Below are 18297 nucleotides of genomic sequence, written 5' to 3'. Positions count from 1 at the left end.
GGCCAATTACAATCAACCAAGCCTCATAACCGAGTCACTTTAGAAACAGTGTATAGTTAGGTCAATATAAAAAATATTTATCCCAGAAAATTGATATTCAAGGTATTTTTTATTTTAAACTGACTGTAGCGGCATAATCCGTAGTGTTTGCTTATTTGACTTGCGACTCACGAATGAGTTTATAAAGCTTGGGTGGTGATAGTCGATTCACCCTGACGGCGAGTTTTTCTTTAGTGCCTGCGACGATAATGTATTCTTCCCCTTTCGTCAGGGCTTTTACGACCTGTTTAGCAAATGCAGTCGCCGTTAGCCCTTCATTGGTTGCTTCATCCATCGTGCCTTGCGCACTACCATCGCCAGTCAACGCATTAATAGAGACATTGGTTTGGATAAATCCTGGAAATATTGTCGCGACCTCTATTCCTTGATCATACAATTCTGCACGCAAACTGTTTGCCCACATATGAATAGCGGCTTTGGCAGCCCCATAAGCACCGCGATATTGAGTACCGAGTAGACCTGCGACACTAGAGACCATTACTATTTTCCCGCCGCCTTGCGCAATCATATCCGGTAACACCAATCTGGTCAGCCGTGTTTGTGCAAAATAATCTATCTCCATAATTTGCCGTTCAACGTCTTCATTTGTTTCTATAATGAGGGAGCGTTGACTGACACCAGCGTTATTAATCAGCCAATCGATCTTACCTGTTTGGGCTTTAATATAATCATAGACCTCTTTCGCTTGCTCTGCATTACTAATGTCAAAAGGCATGACGATATGCTGTTTGGCATGTTTGCATCGTTTTTTAACGGCTTCTAATTTTTCGTTATCACGACCACTTAACACAATAGTGGCACCGCATTTGGCAAAAGCAATGGCTAAAGCTTCACCAATACCGCTAGAAGCACCTGTTATCCAAATGGTTAGTTCTTTAACTTTAGTTTTCATAAGAATCCTTTCTTAGCGTTTAAATAATCCATGATATAGGATCGTTGAGACAGTCTACTATTGAGATTTGTAGTCTTAAAAATTAAGAGCATCTCCCATAAAAAAAGAGCCTCAATTGAGACTCTTTTTCATGACTATTATATGATAGGCTTTTTTACTTAATCACACAGGCTAACCACCAAAGTCGTCAAGCATGATGTTTTCGTCTTCAACACCCAAGCTGTGTAACATATCAATTACCGCCGCATTCATCATCGGTGGCCCACACATGTAATATTCACAGTCTTCTGGGTTTGGATGGCCCTTTAGATACTCTTCTAGTAAGACGTTATGGATGAAACCAGTATAGCCAGTCCAATTGTCTTCTGGTAGTGGATCAGACAAAGCCACATGCCATTCAAAGTTATCGAACTCTTCTTGCAGTTGATCATAATCTTCAACGTAGAACATCTCACGAATAGAGCGAGCGCCGTACCAAAAGCTTATTTTGCGATTAGAGTTCAAGCGTTTAAGCTGATCAAAGATGTGTGAGCGCATTGGTGCCATACCAGCACCACCGCCGACAAAGATCATCTCCGCTTCAGTGTCTTTGGCAAAGAATTCTCCATAAGGACCTGATACAGTGACTTTATCACCCGGCTTTAAGCTAAATGTCCAAGAAGACATCTTACCTGGTGGAATACTGTCAGGGCCACGTGGTGGTGGACTGGCAATACGAATGTTAAACTTGATGAGGCCTTTTTCTTCTGGGTAGTTGGCCATTGAGTAAGCACGAATAACAGGCTCATCAACTTTTGAGACATATTTGAAAATACCAAACTTTTCCCAATCTTCTCTATATTCTTCGGCAACATCGAAGTCTTTGTAATGCACTTCATGCGGCGGCGCTTCTAACTGCACATAACCACCAGCGCGGAAATTGACTTCTTCGCCTTCTGGAATTTTAAGTACCAATTCTTTAATAAAGGTGGCAACGTTATCGTTAGAGACAACCTCACATTCCCACTTTTGTACATCAAAAAACTCAGGGTCAATCTCGATTTTCATGTCTTGCTTAACCGCTACCTGACAAGCTAAGCGCATGTGATTACGGATTTCGCCTTGAGTAAAATAACCTTCTTCGGTGGGCAGGATAGAACCGCCACCTTCAATAACGCGGCAACGACACTGCGCACAAGTACCACCGCCACCACAGGCTGAAGATAAAAAGATACCTTCGCCTGCGAGTGTTTGCAGTAGCTTACCGCCTGCTGGCGTTACGACGTCATTATCGGGATTATCATTGATATGGATGGTAACATCACCTGAACTGACCAGTCTTGAGCGCGCCGCCAAAATAATGGCGACAAGGCCCATGATGATCAAGGTAAACATAGCAACGCCACCAATCGCCGTAGCATAATCCATGATATGTATCCTTAATCTATGGAGTAGGGGTGCGAAAAAACGTCATTGCGTTTTTTTTGAACCCCTACCGAATAAATGAATTAAATAGGTCAAATCGCTAAATAGTTTTTAAGTTTAGCGGTTTAAATTGACATACCGCCAAAAGACATAAAGCCAAGCGACATCAGACCAACCGTAATAAAGGTGATACCAAGACCTCGCAGCGGTGCTGGAATATCTGAGTACTTTAGCTTTTCACGGATACCGGCCAATGCGGTGATAGCCAGCGCCCAACCAAAACCTGCGCCCACACCATAAACCACTGATTCACCAAAGTTATAGTCTCGTTCAACCATAAATAGGACGCCACCTAAGATGGCACAGTTTACGGTGATCAATGGCAAGAACACACCAAGGGCGTTATATAAAGCTGGCACAAACTTGTCCAAAAACATCTCTAGAATCTGTACGGTGGCTGCAATTAAGCCAATATAGCTGAGCAATCCTAAAAAGCTCAAATCAATATCAGGGAAGCCGGCCCATGCCAGCGCCCCATCTTTTAGGATGAACTGAAACAGTAAATTGTTGAGTGGAACGGTAATGGCCATAACGACGATAACGGCAACCCCAAGACCAATGGCAGTTGAGACTTTTTTGGATACGGCCAAAAAAGTACACATGCCTAAGAAATAGGCAAGTGCCATGTTCTCAATAAAGACTGAGGTTATAAATAAACTAACATAATGTCCCATTAGTGACCGCCTCCATGTGCCATGCCTTTAGACTGCGGCTTCATTACAAACTCAGCTTCTTCAACCTGTTCTGGTTTCCAGATACGAACGATTGCAATGAATAAACCAATAATAAAAAACGCTGATGGTGGCAATAGTAATAGACCATTTGGTAAATACCAACCGCCATCGGTCACGGGTTGTAGGATAGTAATACCAAACCAAGTACCAGCGCCTAACAGCTCGCGAATAGTCGCTACGAACAACAGCACCGCAGAGTAACCAAGGCCGTTACCAATACCATCTAAAAAACTTGGAATCGGCGGATTACTCATCGCAAATGCTTCGGCACGGCCCATGACGATACAGTTGGTGATGATCAAGCCAACAAAGACAGATAGCCCTTTACTCACGTCATAAGCAACTGCTTTTAGTACCTGATCGACTAAGATAACCAAAGAGGCAATAATAGTCATCTGCACAATAATACGAATGCTTGATGGAATTTGCTTACGGATAATTGAGATAAAAAAGCTTGAAAACGCCGTCACTAGTGTCAATGCCACAGACATGACGAGTGCATTTGACATGCTGGTTGTGACTGCCAGCGCCGAACAGATACCCAAGATTTGTAAAGCAATGGGATTGTTATCAAAAATAGGCGAGGTTAAAATACTTTTTGTGTCAGCCATGTTATGCCTCCTTGCCGTTTGCTACTGGGAGCGTGGCTGCCAGTTCGGTTTTAGGTTGAGCTGCTGGTTTGGTTGATTGGTTTGCTTGCGTATCAGCACTCTCAAGCGTTTGACCGCTCTCTTTACGTAACGAGTCTAAATAAGGCTTGTAACCTTGATCACCCAACCAAAACTGAATCATATTGCTTACGCCGCGACCAGTAAGCGTCGCACCACTGATACCATCGACCCAATTCTCTTTTGGCGTACCTGCTTTGGTCACACCAGTCGCAACATTACCTTCTGCATCATAAGAGTGGATGCCACTCCACTTCGCCCGCCACTCTGGCTCTTCGATACGAGCGCCAAGACCGGGGGTCTCTTTATGCTCATAAAAACTGATACCTCTGATGGTATTCATATCACTTTCTAGCGTTAAGAAACCGTAAATCGTGCCCCATAGACCATAGCCCTGAATCGGCAGCACAACCATTTCAGGTTTGCCTGCTTCATCATTTTTCACATAGACTTTGGCATATTTTGGCTTACGACCAATACCAGCAGGGTCGTTTTCGCCTAAGTCTTCACTTAGGGCTGCATTCTTAGTGGCTTGGCTGGCATCATATGCGTTACGATCAGGAATACCTGCTTCAAGTAGCGCATTATCATCGACATAGCTGCCGTTGTTCAAGTCAACGATTTCAACATCAAAGTCTTTAAAACGTTCGGCAACATCTTCTGCTGTATCAGACTCAGCATTGTACATATCAGCCGCAATCAAGATATTTTTGTTACGGTCCAAGCGAGCATTTTCGACTTGTGCTGGTTTTAGACCAACCGCCACTGCTGAGACCAATACTGAACACACCAAGCATAGCGTCAAGGCCACACTGATGGTTTTCGCATTATTACTTTTGGGCTTGGACATAACGAACCCTCCGAGCTGTTTGGCGTTTGATGTTTGCTTGGGTCACAAAGTAATCAAACAATGGGGCAAATAAGTTGGCAAATAGAATGGCCAACATGATACCTTCTGGGAAAGCGGGGTTGATTACTCGAATCAATACCGTCATAAAACCAATCAAAATACCATAAGCCCAGCGACCTTTATTGGTATGCGCCGCTGAAACTGGGTCGGTTGCCATAAAGACCGCACCGAATGCGAAGCCACCGATAACCAAATGCCAATAAAACGGCAAGTTCATCATCATGTTGTCATCAGACCCAATCATATTAAAGATGAGAGAGGTGGCAACAAGACCAACCACACAACCTCCCATAATTCGCCATGAAGCAATGCGCGTCCATAATAAGACCGCTGCACCCATCAAGATCGCTAAAGTAGATACTTCACCGATACTGCCCTGCATATTGCCTAAGAACGCATCACTCCACGTGATGGCATTGCCATACACGTCAACGAAGTCTTGAGGAACCACACCTAGCGCCGCAAGGCCAAGAGGCGTCGCACCTGAAAACCCATCAACCGCTGTCCATACTGAGTCACCAGACATGTACGCTGGATACGCAAAATATAAGAACGCACGACCCGATAGGGCAGGGTTAAGGAAGTTTTTGCCTGTGCCGCCAAATACTTCTTTGGCAACCACTACCCCAAAGATGATACCCAAGGCCACTTGCCATAATGGGATATCTGGTGGTAAACATAGCGCAAATAGCACCGAAGTCACAAAGAAACCTTCGTTGACTTCATGTCCGCGTACCACGGCAAAGATAATCTCACAGAGAATACCAACAGCGAAGGTCACTATATAAATAGGCAAAAACTGCATGGCTCCGTAGACAAAGCTTGCCCAGATACTATCTGGATTATAGCCTGCCATGCTAGTGATGACCGTACGCCAGCCTTCAGGCTGCAAGCCTAGCGTTGCAATCGCGGTTAATGCTTGATGACCGATGTTGTACATACCCCAAAACATGGCTGGGAAAGTACATAACCACACGGTAATCATAATACGCTTTAGGTCAATACCATCACGCACATGTGATGAGGCGTACGTGGTTGAGCTTGGTTGACGCAAAAACGTATCAAACATCTCAAAGATGGCATAGTATTTTTCGTGTTTGCCACCTTTGGTGAAAGACGGCTCCATACGATCGAACATATTGTGTAAAAATTTCATCGTGGTTAGCCCTCCAGCTCAATGCGCGTTAAGTTATCACGCAAAATATCACCGAATTCATATTTGCCAGGAGAGACGAAGGTGCATAATGCCAAATCTTCTTCGTCCAATTCGAGTACGCCCAAATCAACAGCGCTAAGGATGTCTTCGACAATCAATGCCCGTAATAACTGGGTTGGCAGATAGTCTTGTGGCATGACCTCTTCATAAACCCCGATAGGCACCATGGCACGCGGTGAGCCGTTACTGGTCGTGGTGAAGTTGTATTTTTTGCCACCAAAAAATTGTGAAATATAGATAGGCAGCTTTGAAAAGCGGTTTGCACCTGGCGTAAAGAAATGAAACGCAGGGCGCTCATGACCTTCAGTCAACACACTCACTTGATTATGAAAGCGACCAAGATAAGCGATATTGCTAAACACTTTGCGACCAGACAATACCGAACCTGAGATAATACGATTCTCGCCAGCAGCCAATTGACCTTTCGTTAAGGCGGTAATGTCAGCACCGCGCTCGGTCATGACCAAATGCGGGTTAGTGACGGCAGGCCCTGCTAAGCTAATCATACGACGCGTATACAACCGACCTGTGGTAAATAACTGACCAATCGCAATCACGTCTTGATAACCAATCGTCCATACGCTTACACCGCGCATGATTGGATGCAAAAAGTGAATGTGCGTACCTGCCAGACCAGCGGGATGTTTACCAGCAAAGCTATGATACTCAGTGACATTATTAGCAGCAGTTTTTGCGACTGGCGTCAACTGGGTATCACCATGATGGCAGACAAAGGTCTTGGGGCTGAGCGTCGATAATACGGCAAGTCCGTCATTGAACGCTTGCAACTGCTCATTGATCAGCAGCATCGGATCAAAGGCCAATGGGTTGGTATCCATGGCTGTGACAAAGACAGCGTGTGGGCGAGCGCCAATTTCTGGAGCACGACTATAAGGGCGCGTGCGAAACGCAGTCCATTCGCCAGAAGCAAGTAGCTGGGTTTCAACGACTTTAGAATCTAGGTCAGCAAGCTGCTGGGAGTCATAGCGCTCAAAGTCTACTTCTTCACCGTTTGGGTCAACCGCAATCACAAGACTTTCGAACACACGACGTTCACCGCGTTTGATTGCGATGACTTTACCAGCAGCAGGCGCAGTATAAATAACGCCGACCCGTTTTTTGTCTTCAAGTACGGGCTGACCTTTGGCTACGATGTCACCTTCTTTGACATTCATCGTGGGTTTCATACCCACATAATCATAGCCAACAACTGCTACATGTGTCGGTTGGTGCTCAGATATCTCGCGGGAGGGTTCACCAGCGATGGGCAAATCCAAACCTTTTTTGATGGTAATCATAAGCGAAAACTTAGTCCATAGTCTAAAACGATACCAGACATCCTGTTTGGTATATCGGTAGCATGAACATCTGCGTCATTCAATAAATACCTCACACATCACTTCCTGTAGTAGGATAGTGATAAAGGATCTCTGAAAATAACACATGAACATAACTACTAGTAAGAGTATTAACGCTGACCTTAGACTCCTTAACAACACGTTAATGTCTTATTCGAATTACCAAAGTGGCGACTGGCTACCAAGGTGTATGTAAAAACCATCCAATCAAAATCAATCGCTAAAGCGGTTAGCTAGAAGTGATGACTCTAAAAATAAACAGTCTTATCATACGTTTCATTAAAAATTACAACTTGTAATACCAGTACAGTTGACCGCTTTTATTAATTGAGTATCATAAAAACAGATACTCAACTGAGTAAGAGTGCAGCCAAGTTTTAATCTATTAAAATAAACGATAAACTGGTTAAAAAACAAACTGGCTGAGCATTATAGAATAAGCAACATTTATTTATTCTGCATTGCTATAAGCACCAGTAATGACGGTTCTAAACAGTTAGCTAATGATAGAGACCTGATAAAAACGTGAAGAAAGGTATCTAATTAGAGTTGGGTACTGCAGAGTAGACTGTTCAAAGGCTACCAGTTGAGATTTCTAATATAACCTTTCTTAGCAATATGTCAGCCAACATTATAGTGAAGCAGTTGGCGGTTGCCCGATTCATTCTAACTGCTGCGCTTTTACTTTAGTCACGAATGATTTGAGCAAAAGCGTGGCGCATGGTTACTATCACATAGAAACAAATAAAAATTTACCTAGGATTATACGCTAAATTGACCTAAAATTGCCAGTCAGTAATTGAATTTACCTAATGTTGCTAGTATTTAAATACATTAAAACTTATGGTTATGATTGCTTGTCCTATATTATCATTCGTCGCTATCCAAGTAGGATTTTTGATCCGTCATCGGTAATGATAAGTCCGTTTATATTTTAATTCGCTTGTTGAATGATATTTTTTATCATTATCTGATGGTTCAACGTTTAATTGTCTCAGTCTGTTTAATATTTTGCTTTATAAGGAATGCTCTATGTGTGCTGTGCCCGTCATTATCCCGGCTATTGATTTAAAAGATGGTAAATGTGTACGTTTAAAACAAGGCCGTATGGAAGATGATACGGTGTTTTCTGATGATCCAGTCGCCATGGCTGCGCGCTGGGTAGATGAAGGGGCACGTCGACTACATTTGGTGGATTTGAATGGCGCGTTTGATGGTGTGCCTGTACACAGACAAGTGGTTCAGGAGATTGCCAAAGCTTACCCGAACTTGCCGATTCAATTGGGCGGCGGTGTGCGTGACATGAACACCATTGAGCAATACATTACCGCTGGTCTGACTTACATCATCATTGGCACAAAAGCGGTTGAAGACCCTAACTTTGTCGCTGAAGCTTGCCGCGAATTTGCAGGGCATATCATCGTGGGTATTGATGCCAAAGACGGTATGGTGGCCACTCATGGCTGGGCGAATGTTACTGATACCAAAGCGACCGAGCTTGCCAAGCGTTTTGCTGATGTAGGCGTGTCTTCTATCGTTTATACGGATATTGCTCGTGACGGTATGATGCAAGGCGTCAATGTCGAGCAAACCGTTAACTTAGCTCGCGAAGGCGGCTTACCAGTGATTGCTTCAGGCGGTGTGACGGACATGAAAGATATTGAGCTACTCAAACCTTATGGTGACTGTATCGAAGGCATTATTACTGGCCGTGCAATCTATGAAGGCACGTTAAATTTGGGCGAGGCGCAAGTTTATTTGGACAGCTAATAGTAATTGAAAATTTAGTAAAGAAAAATCAGCAATAAAATTCGTAAAAAACGCGAAGGATGCTTATGGCCACTTACTTTGACCACTCAATGCTACGCAGTTTTTTTAAAGCGTGTGGTCAAACGCTGTTGCTATTAAGCATCGTTTGCACGTTGCCAGTTCATGCTGCTGAAGAAGTTACGGGCATAACTCCTGCATTAGGAGTAGAGAGTACAGAAAATGAGGGTGCGGATGATACGGTTGTATCAAACGGTGAAGTTGTAGAGCCCGCAGCAGTATTGCCTGAGGCAGATCCACCACCAATCATCACTGGTCAAAGTACCAATAATGCCCAGATTGAAACCACGCCTACTCCACAAAAAGACAATGACATTCGTCAACGTATCAATGGCATCTTTTCTGAAATCGAAGGCTTACAAGCCGTCAATGTAAGCGTCACTCAAGGGGTTGTTACCTTAACAGGAGAGACACCAAACGAGAAAAAAGCACAACAAGCCATCAATTTAACCAATCGTCTGACCGACGTGGTCACCGTCGAAGATCGCATTGATCGTACTCTAGATGTACAAGACAATGTCACGACTGTCTACCAAGGGTTAATGGCGCAAGGTAAAACGCTTATTAAGGCTTTGCCATTACTGTTGGTTGGTATGGTTATATTTGCACTGGTGACGTGGCTTGGTAGTTGGTTGTCGAACCGCAAAAAAATGTGGCAACGCCTAACGCCCAATCCATTTGTCGCTGAACTGCTGTCACAAACTGTTAAAGTCATTTTTATTATTTTTGGTCTTATCCTAGCACTGAGCTTAATCGGGGCAGAAACCATTTTAGGCACCTTGCTTGGCGGTGCGGGTGTTATCGGTATCGCCGTTGGTTTTGCAGTCAAAGATACCATCGAAAATTATATTGCTTCCCTCATGCTCAGCATTCGCCAGCCGTTTCGCGCGCGCGACCATATTGTAATTAATGGACAAGAGGGTATCGTGGTACGTTTGACCTCACGAGCAACGATATTAATGACTTTAGATGGCAATCAGCTTCGTATTCCTAATGCGGAAGTCTTTAAAGGCACCATTCTAAATTACACCAAAAACCCCGAACGCCGCTTCACCTTTGAATTGGGCGTGGATGCCAATGATGATCCGTTAGCCGCCATCAAAGTTGGTATTGATGCAATACATACGTTAGATTTTGTTTTAGAAGAGCCCAAAGCGATTGCCGTCATTACCAATGTTGGCGACTCTAATATCGTCCTAGAGTTTCAAGTTTGGGTAGATCAATCGCAAACAGACTTTTCCAAAGCACGTAGTATCGCCATTCGCGAGACCAAACATGCATTAGAAAACGCAGGCTTTACGCTGCCAGAACCTATTTATCGTCTACGCTTTAATAGCAAACTAGAAAGAGCCTTTGAACATATGCAAAGTAGTAGTGGCTCTAGCAGTGCTACCTCTGACATGACGATTACGCCGACCACTCCTGAGATCGTTGCCAAAAATCTGGGTGACGGTATGAGTGTTGACGATAAAGACAAACAACAAGCAAAAGCACGAGCCAAGCATATTCTGCAAGGGCATGATGCCAAAGAAATCTTGGATGCGCGTCCTAACGATAAATTAATGGAAAAAGTTGAGCAAGAAATCGCGGAAAGCTCAGATGAGACTGATTTATTAAATAGTAATAGTCCACAAGAATGATTCGCAATATAGTCAATCCACTATAAAAGTGTTACAGCGTTAACCTCGCTTGAAGTATGACATATACATCTGCACTCGGTTGCCTTGTACCACTCTTAAATTGGATCAACTATACTCTGCTAAAAAATAGGCATAAAAAATGCAGTGAAACGTGTCTCTGATCCTTATTCAAATACGAGACATTTTTTATGCAGATGAAACATCTCATTATATTCGCATTGGTTGGCATAGTGGCGTTATTGGGTTTTAACCTTATCAACGGTATTCAGCATGATAAAAATAGAGAAGTGGCCGTTGATGGCGTTACCTCTGAGCAATCGATGACCAGCACAGCGGCATCTGATACAGATAAGGCAGTCAGTGGTTCAGAAAATATCGCGAGCAAACCACTTGGTGAACAGCCTAAAGCCATCTTGGATGATGCGACTGCCAAGATTGATCAGGCGCAGCAAGCCGATCAAGCACGATTGGCACAAGTGAATAGTGAAACACAATAAAAATACGCCCATAAAAAAAGGCTAACGTCGATGTTAGCCTTTTTTATTGTTTTAAGATTTTAGCTAAAGCTAGCTTTTCTTGCTAGTGTTTCTACTACGACTATTTCTCTTAGCAGGGCTTTTCTTAGCTTGCCCCTTTTTGGCTTGATTCATCTCACTAGATTGCAGCTTTTCTTTCAAATCAAAGTCAATTTGTAGCAGATCCATGTTCACGCCAGCTACTTTTACTTTGACCAAATCGCCAAGTCCGAATAATGTGCCTTTGTCTTTACCGATAAGCTGCTGTTGCTGCTCATCATAAACAAAGAAGTCATCACCGACGTTAGATATGTGAACCAAACCATCAATATATAAGTCAGTCAGGGTGACAAATAGACCGAAGTTAGTAACTGTGGTTACCACGCCTTCGAAATCTTCACCGACATGATCTGTCATATAATGGCACTTGAGCCAAGACTCTACATAGCGCGATGCTTTTTCTGCACGGCGTTCTGTATCTGACGTTTGCGTACCAGCGCCTTCAAGAGAGAAGTCCATGACTGGTTGCTTGCTATTCGTCACTTTTGCTTTGATCGCACGATGCAGCATCAAATCGGGATAACGGCGAATAGGCGAGGTAAAGTGGCTATATTCGTCATAAGCCAAGCCGAAGTGCCCGATATTGTCAGGTGCATAATTTGCCTGCATCATTGAGCGCAGTAGCATGCTATGGATACTAATCGCGTCAGGTCGGTCTTTCGTTGCTTCAATAATTCGCTGATAATCCGCTTGCGTTGGATTCTCTTCTGGGAAAGGCAAACCGAAGTTCTTTGCATATTCATGAATACGCATCGATTTTTCGCCATCAGGCTTATCGTGGTTACGATATAAGACTGGTAGTTCATGTTTTAGGGCAAAATTCGCCGCACAAGTATTGGCCAGTAGCATACATTCTTCGATAAGCTTCTGAGAATCACCGCGCGTGCGCGGTAAAATAGCGTCGATACCACCTTTTTCATTAAACTTGATGTATGTCTCAACCGTTTCAAACTCCATTGCATGGCGCTCCTCACGTTTTTTAACGAGGAGCTCATACAGCTGATACAAGGTATCGACTGATTTTTTGACGTCTTTGTTACCAGTTAATGAAGTAGGTACACTCTTGTCTTCTGGATTATCAAGATAAGCATTTACCTGATTATAGGTTAAACGCGCTTGCGAGTGCATGACTGCAGGATAAAACTCGTATCCTGTGACCTTGCCTGCCCGTGATATTTTTATATCAGCCACCATACACAAGCGGTCACGATCAGGATTCAATGAGCACAAACCATTAGAGAGTACTTCAGGCAACATAGGAATCACGCGATGCGGGAAATAAACTGACGTACCACGTTCATAGGCATCTTGGTCAAGCGGTGAGTTTGGGGTGACATAATAACTCACATCAGCAATTGCCACCAAGACACGATAGTTACCACCAGAGCGTTTTTCAGCAAAAACGGCATCATCAAAGTCACGCGCATCTTCACCATCGATGGTAACGAGTGGTAAGTCACGCAGATCCTTGCGACCTTTCAAGTCTTTTTCGGTAGGTTCTTGATAGTCGTTGGCTTGCTTAAGGGCTGCTTCACTAAAATCTGACGGAATATCATAATTGAGCAGGGTGGTTTCAATAATCAGTTCGCGGTCATTGTCATTAGACAATACTTCAGTGATTTTGCCCGTTGCAAACTCATGCTGGTTTGGCCAATCAATGATGTCCACCTTGACAGGAGAGCCTTGCTTAGCGTTTAGGGCTTGGACGTTATCTTCAGTGACTGTAATCGGTTGATGGTTATTTGGACTGCCAAGCTCGACACAATAACCATCCTCATCACGAGCAAGTGTCCCAATGAAGTTGTCTTGACGACGTTCAACGACATCGACGATACGACCTTCAGTACGACCACGATTATCTGTTGACGTACCAACGGCTTCTACAGTATCGCCATTGAACACCCAACGCATCTGTTTTTCATGCAAGAATAAATCTGGCATATCGCTTAACAAGACAAAACCAAAGCCTTTAGGATGTGCAGACACAGTGCCTGTAATGACATCTTGCTTAGTCACTGTGCGATAGCGATAAGGGCGGCCATCGCGATTGACTTGTCCATCACGTGCCATTGCTTTTAGGCGATTGCCTAACGCATCAAACTGGTCTGGATCATCAATATTAAAGGCTTTTGCCAATTGTTGATGCGTGACTTCACCATTCTCATTAATCGTGCTGAGTATCAGCTCACGACTAGGGATGGGATTGTCATATCTTTTTGCCTCACTTGAGGCGTTTGGATCGTTCCAACTCATAAATTACCATATCTATTTTTAAAATTATTAATAAGGGCTATCTTAACACGAACGACATTGCAATATCTTGCGTCAATTGTCTTATGTATATTCAATAGCATGGGATTATCGCCCTTAACAGGCAAAAACTATCGGACTAAATCAAATATCAACATCGATCGTACTTGATTTATTGGTTATCTTTTTACTGTCTATCTCTTTGGATACTTCTAGTACCGTAGTTTGATTAGACTTATCGAGATATTTTTGGGCTTTATCAACCTCGGTAGTCAAAGTATTGACCGTCTGTTTCATGTTCTCTAACGCTTCAATTTTATAATTGCTGATCATATCCATCGTATCATATACATTATTGAAGGCATTTTGTAATTTATCAAGCTCGATACTGCTACTGGTTGCTTGTTCATGAATCTCACCAGATTGGCGTTTAAGCATGGCTGAGGTTGATTCAATCAAACTGCTGGTGGTTTTATTTAAAGCCGTAATCTGATCTAGTACTAGTTTTTGATTGGTCATGGCTTGGGCAACGACAACGGCTGTACGCAATGCAGAAATAGTGGTCGTGGTCGCACGATCCACACCTTTAATCAACTCTAAATTATTGCGGCGAATGGTATCGAGTGCCAAATACCCTTGCACATTGACGGCCAACTGTGTCAAAAAATCGGTATTTTTCTGACGCACATAGAACAACATCTCTTCTTTAATGATACGAGCTTTTTCGGGGTCCGTCGCTTCTATGGCATAGACCTTTTGCTCTAATTGCTCGTCAATTTTTTTGCCGACATAGACATATTGACGAATAGACTGCATCAGCTCCCACATATTGATTTTTTCTTGCTCAATCATGGCATTATCTTTGAGCAGTTCGTCCTTGCCATTGTACAGACTGGTCACAACAGCATTGATATGTGATTGAGCCGACTCGTATTGACGAAAATAATCTCGTACTTTATTACCAAAAGGAATGAGACCAAACAACTTGCGTGAGCTGGTGAGTTCTTTTTTACTTGGATCCAAATCTTCGACAATCCCGCGTAATTCCGTCAGTGACTTTGCGATAGGAGAGTTATCAAATAAGCTGTCATTCAAGCTTTTTGCTGGTAAATCGAGCATACGATTAGACACTTGCGCCGATTCACGAATCTCTTTAGTCCCTAGATTATGAATGGATTGCACATTTTGCTGAAACTCAGGGCTATGCACAGAGTTGGTAATCACATGGTCGACAAAAGCATCAACTTTGGCATCAAGCTCTGGAATTTGGCTTTCATCCAATTTGACCATCTGATCTGCTTCACTTTTTTGTATTTCTTTCACAGGCTCAGGCGCGGTCAAAGAAATACTTGGAGTACTGGCGTTTTCTGGTGGGGTCAATTCTTGCATGAAATTTCCTATAATATCTAAAATAGAAGGTATTTTGAATCAATGATAATGTGGTTCGATAACTATATAAGAGTAAATCGTAAAAAATATTAATAATAAACAATTTTTTATACGTAATGGATTATTTGAGTCTTATTTTAATAGTGCCAAGTTTAGTAGTGTCAATCGAATGCAGCTGACCTTTAGACTAACTTGTAATCAAATGGTTGAGAAGGTGGATTTTGTAAAATAGCGTCAGCCAATTATATCTCGCTGAAAACATCCAAAAGGCACATACATCAGTTCAAATAATAAAAAACCATCAATATCCCGCAGCATATTGATGGTTAAGAGTATATATATAAATATAGAACAATTAAATCGACTAACTAACAGCCACAACTAATTCATAATCTAAAGCACCGATTATTTCTTCTTAGTTGGCCCAAGCAGCATACCCATTTGACGACCTTCCATCTTAGGGTACTGTTCGACGTTTGAGATATCAGCGGTATCTTCAATGATACGATCAAGTTGTTTACGCCCAATGTCTTGGTGCGCCATTTCACGTCCACGGAAGCGGATGCTAATTTTAACTTTGTCTTGATCTTCCAAGAAGCTCACGATTTTTCTCAGTTTCACCTGATAATCGGCCTCTTCGGTACTAGGGCGTAGCTTCATCTCTTTGAGCTGAGTCTGCTTCTGGTTTTTCTTAGCTTCTTTGGCCTTTTGCTTTTGATCATAGAGGAAATGCTTATAATCCATGATCTTACATACTGGCGGCTTGGCTTCAGGAACTAATTCGACCAAATCTAGATTGTCTTCACGTGCCGCTTTCATCGCGGTATCGATATCGACCACGCCCATTTGTTCGCCATCTTCTTTAACGAGACGGACTTCTTTGGCACTGATATCTTCGTTAATGTTCAAACGGTTCGACTGTTTAATAGGTATTACTCCTCATCTGTTTTTGGGGTCTGTCGGCCTTTCTCAGCGACAGCGGTCTGTACTAATGTAATAAATTCAGAAACACTCATCACCCCGAGGTTCTCACCTTCGCGGGTACGGACATTGACACTGCCCGATTCGACTTCTTTATCCCCTAATACTAGCATATAGGGAATACGTTCTAATGTTTTCTCTCGTATCTTAAATCCAATCTTTTCGTTACGCAAGTCACTAACAGCGCGAATACCTGCATTTTTTAGCTCACTCACCACATTTTCGCAGGCATTGCCTTGTTTGTCAGTGATATTCATGACCGCTACTTGCTGCGGCGCGAGCCATACTGGCATCCAACCCGCATAGTTTTCAATGAGTATACCGATGAAGCGCTCGAATGAACCCAAGATCGCACGGTGCAACATAATAGGCACTTCGCGCTCATTTTGTTCATTGACGAATTCTGCATCAAGGCGTTCAGGCATGTTTGGATCAACCTGAATAGTACCGCACTGCCAAACACGCCCTAAAGAATCCTTGAGACTAAATTCAATTTTCGGGCCATAGAATGCGCCTTCTCCCGGGAGATAATCCCAATCAAGACCGGAGCTATCAAGGGCGTCAGCCAGTGCTTTTTCTGCAGAATCCCAAGACTCATCACTGCCAACGCGTTTTTCAGGGCGAGTAGAGAGCTTCATAATAATGTTATCAAAACCAAAGTCTTCATAAACAGCAAGGGTTAGTTTGATAAAATCAGCCACTTCTTGCTGAATTTGCGCTTGAGTACAGAAAATGTGTGCATCATCTTGAGTGAAACCACGTACTCGCATCAGGCCATGCAGTGAGCCTGACGGTTCGTTACGATGACAAGAGCCAAACTCTGCCATACGTAATGGCAAATCACGGTAAGACTTCAAGCCTTGGTTAAAGACTTGCACGTGGCAAGGACAGTTCATCGGCTTTACCGCATAATCACGGTTTTCACTAGAGGTTGTAAACATATTGGTCGCATAGTTGCCCCAATGTCCAGAACGCTCCCATAAGCTACGATCAACGATTTGTGGCGTTTTGATTTCTTCATAGCCATTATCGTATTGTACTTTACGCATATATTGCTCAAGTACTTGATAAATCGTCCAGCCGTTTGCATGCCAAAAAACCATACCGGGCGCTTGTTCTTGCATATGAAACAGATTGAGCGCTTTACCGATCTTACGATGGTCACGTTTTTCTGCTTCTTCAATACGCTGAATATACGCTTTTAAATCTTTCTTATCCGCCCACGCTGTACCATATATACGTTGCAGCTGTTCATTTTTGGCATCACCGCGCCAATAAGCGCCAGACATCTTAGTCAGCTTAAATACTTTTAAGAAACGTGTGTTTGGCACATGCGGGCCACGGCACATATCCACATATTCTTGATGATGATAAAGACCGAAAGCTTCTTCACCGGGCATATCGTTAATCAGTTTGAGCTTATAATCTTCGTCACGTGACTGAAATATCTCAATCGCTTCAGCGCGTGGAGTCATTTTTTTAATCACGTCATAATCTTGCTTAATCAGCTCCATCATGCGCTTTTCGATTGCTTCCATGTGCTCAGGTGTGAACGGCGTCTCACTAAAAATATCATAATAAAAGCCGTCATCGATGACAGGGCCAATCACCATTTTGACATCAGGATATAGCTGTTTAACGGCATGACCCAATAGATGAGCACATGAGTGGCGAATGATATCAACACCGTCAGCATCTTTTGGTGTTACGATTTCGACATTAGCATCAGCAATAATAGGATCGTGCGCATCTACCAAATGTCCGTTCACACGCCCAGCAACCGTTGCTTTAGCAAGTCCTGCCCCAATACTCTGCGCCACTTCCATGACTGTGGTATTGCCTTCGAAGTTTTTTACGCTACCATCGGGTAAAGTAATCGCTACCATAATATATTCGCCTGTTTTTGGGTCCGCTGGCAGTGATGATTGCAACCATCAATCATATAACCGTGAGACCACATCAATTGTATTCAATCATTGTGATATATAATAAAGCCACATGCATGTTTTTTCTGCTCTAATACAATCCACTTCCAACTTTCAGAGCCAATCATGAATAATACTTGACTGGATTATAATAGAAAGCAGGATTTTACCTATATATAGAAGGAATTAAGTAATAGAAGAGTAGAAAAACAATGCTATGCAAACGACTATTATAGCAAAAACTGTCTATAAACACTAGATAGCAAGGAATCCACCTAACTGTAAACAACAGCGACAAGGTAAGAGTTAATCAACTATATATAAAAAAGCTTTTAGATAGCGTTACTGATTACTGTTGCTTCTATATAAGGTCAATAAGGGTAAGATCAATAAACCTTAAAAAACCCC

14 protein-coding genes are annotated in these 18297 nt (G+C 42.9%); 3 read left to right on the top strand and 11 right to left on the bottom strand.

The genetic code is table 11. The features are described from left to right. Positions 1-151: 151 nt before the first annotated feature. The 7 genes from M917_RS02480 to M917_RS02450 all read right to left on the bottom strand — a co-directional run bounded on the left by M917_RS02480 (position 152) and on the right by M917_RS02450 (position 7242). Entirely contained in the window at positions 152-952 is an 801-nt protein-coding gene (locus M917_RS02480; protein ID WP_021813175.1) for an SDR family NAD(P)-dependent oxidoreductase, read from the bottom strand. Between the two features lie 171 nt (positions 953-1123). After that, a complete protein-coding gene (nqrF, locus tag M917_RS02475) occupies positions 1124-2359 on the bottom strand; it encodes an NADH:ubiquinone reductase (Na(+)-transporting) subunit F (RefSeq protein ID WP_021813174.1) in 1236 nt (411 codons plus the stop codon). Between the two features lie 122 nt (positions 2360-2481). Then, complete coding sequence (gene nqrE, locus M917_RS02470) at positions 2482-3090, bottom strand: NADH:ubiquinone reductase (Na(+)-transporting) subunit E (RefSeq protein ID WP_021813173.1); 609 nt, start codon at positions 3088-3090, stop codon at positions 2482-2484. Further along, positions 3090-3761 (bottom strand): NADH:ubiquinone reductase (Na(+)-transporting) subunit D, encoded by a 672-nt coding sequence (locus M917_RS02465; RefSeq protein ID WP_021813172.1) that lies wholly within the window; start codon positions 3759-3761, stop codon positions 3090-3092. The genes nqrE and M917_RS02465 overlap by 1 nt, the downstream gene beginning before the upstream one ends. A 1-nt stretch (position 3762) precedes the next feature. Continuing rightward, on the bottom strand, positions 3763-4668 hold the full coding sequence (locus tag M917_RS02460; protein WP_021813171.1) for a Na(+)-translocating NADH-quinone reductase subunit C: 906 nt from the start codon (positions 4666-4668) through the stop codon (positions 3763-3765). Next, positions 4649-5884, bottom strand: a complete 1236-nt coding sequence (locus M917_RS02455; RefSeq protein WP_021813170.1) for an NADH:ubiquinone reductase (Na(+)-transporting) subunit B — start codon at positions 5882-5884, stop codon at positions 4649-4651. Before M917_RS02455 ends, M917_RS02460 begins: the two co-directional genes overlap by 20 nt. A gap of 5 nt (positions 5885-5889) precedes the next feature. Next, a complete protein-coding gene (locus tag M917_RS02450; RefSeq protein ID WP_021813169.1) occupies positions 5890-7242 on the bottom strand; it encodes a Na(+)-translocating NADH-quinone reductase subunit A in 1353 nt (450 codons plus the stop codon). Between the two features lie 1092 nt (positions 7243-8334). Between M917_RS02450 and hisA the strand changes: the two genes are divergently transcribed. From hisA to M917_RS02435, 3 genes are all read left to right on the top strand, one after another. Further along, entirely contained in the window at positions 8335-9072 is a 738-nt protein-coding gene (gene hisA, locus M917_RS02445) for a 1-(5-phosphoribosyl)-5-[(5-phosphoribosylamino)methylideneamino]imidazole-4-carboxamide isomerase (RefSeq protein WP_021813168.1), read from the top strand. Positions 9073-9137: 65 nt separating this feature from the next. Continuing rightward, on the top strand, positions 9138-10769 hold the full coding sequence (locus M917_RS02440; protein ID WP_021813167.1) for a mechanosensitive ion channel family protein: 1632 nt from the start codon (positions 9138-9140) through the stop codon (positions 10767-10769). A 188-nt stretch (positions 10770-10957) separates the two neighbouring features. Continuing rightward, on the top strand, positions 10958-11266 hold the full coding sequence (locus M917_RS02435; RefSeq protein WP_021813166.1) for a hypothetical protein: 309 nt from the start codon (positions 10958-10960) through the stop codon (positions 11264-11266). 69 nt (positions 11267-11335) lie between these two features. On the opposite strand, the gene rnr is transcribed toward M917_RS02435, so the two are convergent. The 4 genes from rnr to thrS all read right to left on the bottom strand — a co-directional run bounded on the left by rnr (position 11336) and on the right by thrS (position 17850). Next, complete coding sequence (rnr, locus tag M917_RS02430) at positions 11336-13597, bottom strand: ribonuclease R (RefSeq protein ID WP_021813165.1); 2262 nt, start codon at positions 13595-13597, stop codon at positions 11336-11338. Positions 13598-13738: 141 nt separating this feature from the next. Beyond that, positions 13739-14983: a toxic anion resistance protein gene (locus M917_RS02425; RefSeq protein WP_021813164.1), complete on the bottom strand. Its 1245-nt coding sequence runs from the start codon at positions 14981-14983 to the stop codon at positions 13739-13741. A 405-nt stretch (positions 14984-15388) separates the two neighbouring features. Next, positions 15389-15892, bottom strand: a complete 504-nt coding sequence (infC, locus tag M917_RS02420; RefSeq protein WP_021813163.1) for a translation initiation factor IF-3 — start codon at positions 15890-15892, stop codon at positions 15389-15391. Between the two features lie 23 nt (positions 15893-15915). Then, the gene (gene thrS, locus M917_RS02415) at positions 15916-17850 is read right to left on the bottom strand and encodes a threonine--tRNA ligase (RefSeq protein WP_040641761.1); all 1935 of its coding nucleotides are present in this window, start codon (positions 17848-17850) and stop codon (positions 15916-15918) included. Between the last annotated feature and the right edge of the window lie 447 nt (positions 17851-18297).

Source organism: Psychrobacter aquaticus CMS 56 (assembly GCF_000471625.1).
In the GTDB taxonomy this organism is placed as follows: domain Bacteria; phylum Pseudomonadota; class Gammaproteobacteria; order Pseudomonadales; family Moraxellaceae; genus Psychrobacter; species Psychrobacter aquaticus.
Note: the sequence above shows the minus strand (reverse complement) of the source record. Positions and strands in the feature narration are given on the sequence as shown.

What these genes read in the sequence shown, in the direction of transcription:
- M917_RS02480 (WP_021813175.1), bottom strand. Translation starts at nt 952, where the DNA reads ATGAAAACTAAAGTTAAAGAACTAACCATTTGGATAACAGGTGCTTCT.
- nqrF (WP_021813174.1), bottom strand. Translation starts at nt 2,359, where the DNA reads ATGGATTATGCTACGGCGATTGGTGGCGTTGCTATGTTTACCTTGATC.
- nqrE (WP_021813173.1), bottom strand. Translation starts at nt 3,090, where the DNA reads ATGGGACATTATGTTAGTTTATTTATAACCTCAGTCTTTATTGAGAAC.
- M917_RS02465 (WP_021813172.1), bottom strand. Translation starts at nt 3,761, where the DNA reads ATGGCTGACACAAAAAGTATTTTAACCTCGCCTATTTTTGATAACAAT.
- M917_RS02460 (WP_021813171.1), bottom strand. Translation starts at nt 4,668, where the DNA reads ATGTCCAAGCCCAAAAGTAATAATGCGAAAACCATCAGTGTGGCCTTG.
- M917_RS02455 (WP_021813170.1), bottom strand. Translation starts at nt 5,884, where the DNA reads ATGAAATTTTTACACAATATGTTCGATCGTATGGAGCCGTCTTTCACC.
- M917_RS02450 (WP_021813169.1), bottom strand. Translation starts at nt 7,242, where the DNA reads ATGATTACCATCAAAAAAGGTTTGGATTTGCCCATCGCTGGTGAACCC.
- hisA (WP_021813168.1), top strand. Translation starts at nt 8,335, where the DNA reads ATGTGTGCTGTGCCCGTCATTATCCCGGCTATTGATTTAAAAGATGGT.
- M917_RS02440 (WP_021813167.1), top strand. Translation starts at nt 9,138, where the DNA reads ATGGCCACTTACTTTGACCACTCAATGCTACGCAGTTTTTTTAAAGCG.
- M917_RS02435 (WP_021813166.1), top strand. Translation starts at nt 10,958, where the DNA reads ATGCAGATGAAACATCTCATTATATTCGCATTGGTTGGCATAGTGGCG.
- rnr (WP_021813165.1), bottom strand. Translation starts at nt 13,597, where the DNA reads ATGAGTTGGAACGATCCAAACGCCTCAAGTGAGGCAAAAAGATATGAC.
- M917_RS02425 (WP_021813164.1), bottom strand. Translation starts at nt 14,983, where the DNA reads ATGCAAGAATTGACCCCACCAGAAAACGCCAGTACTCCAAGTATTTCT.
- thrS (WP_040641761.1), bottom strand. Translation starts at nt 17,850, where the DNA reads ATGGTAGCGATTACTTTACCCGATGGTAGCGTAAAAAACTTCGAAGGC.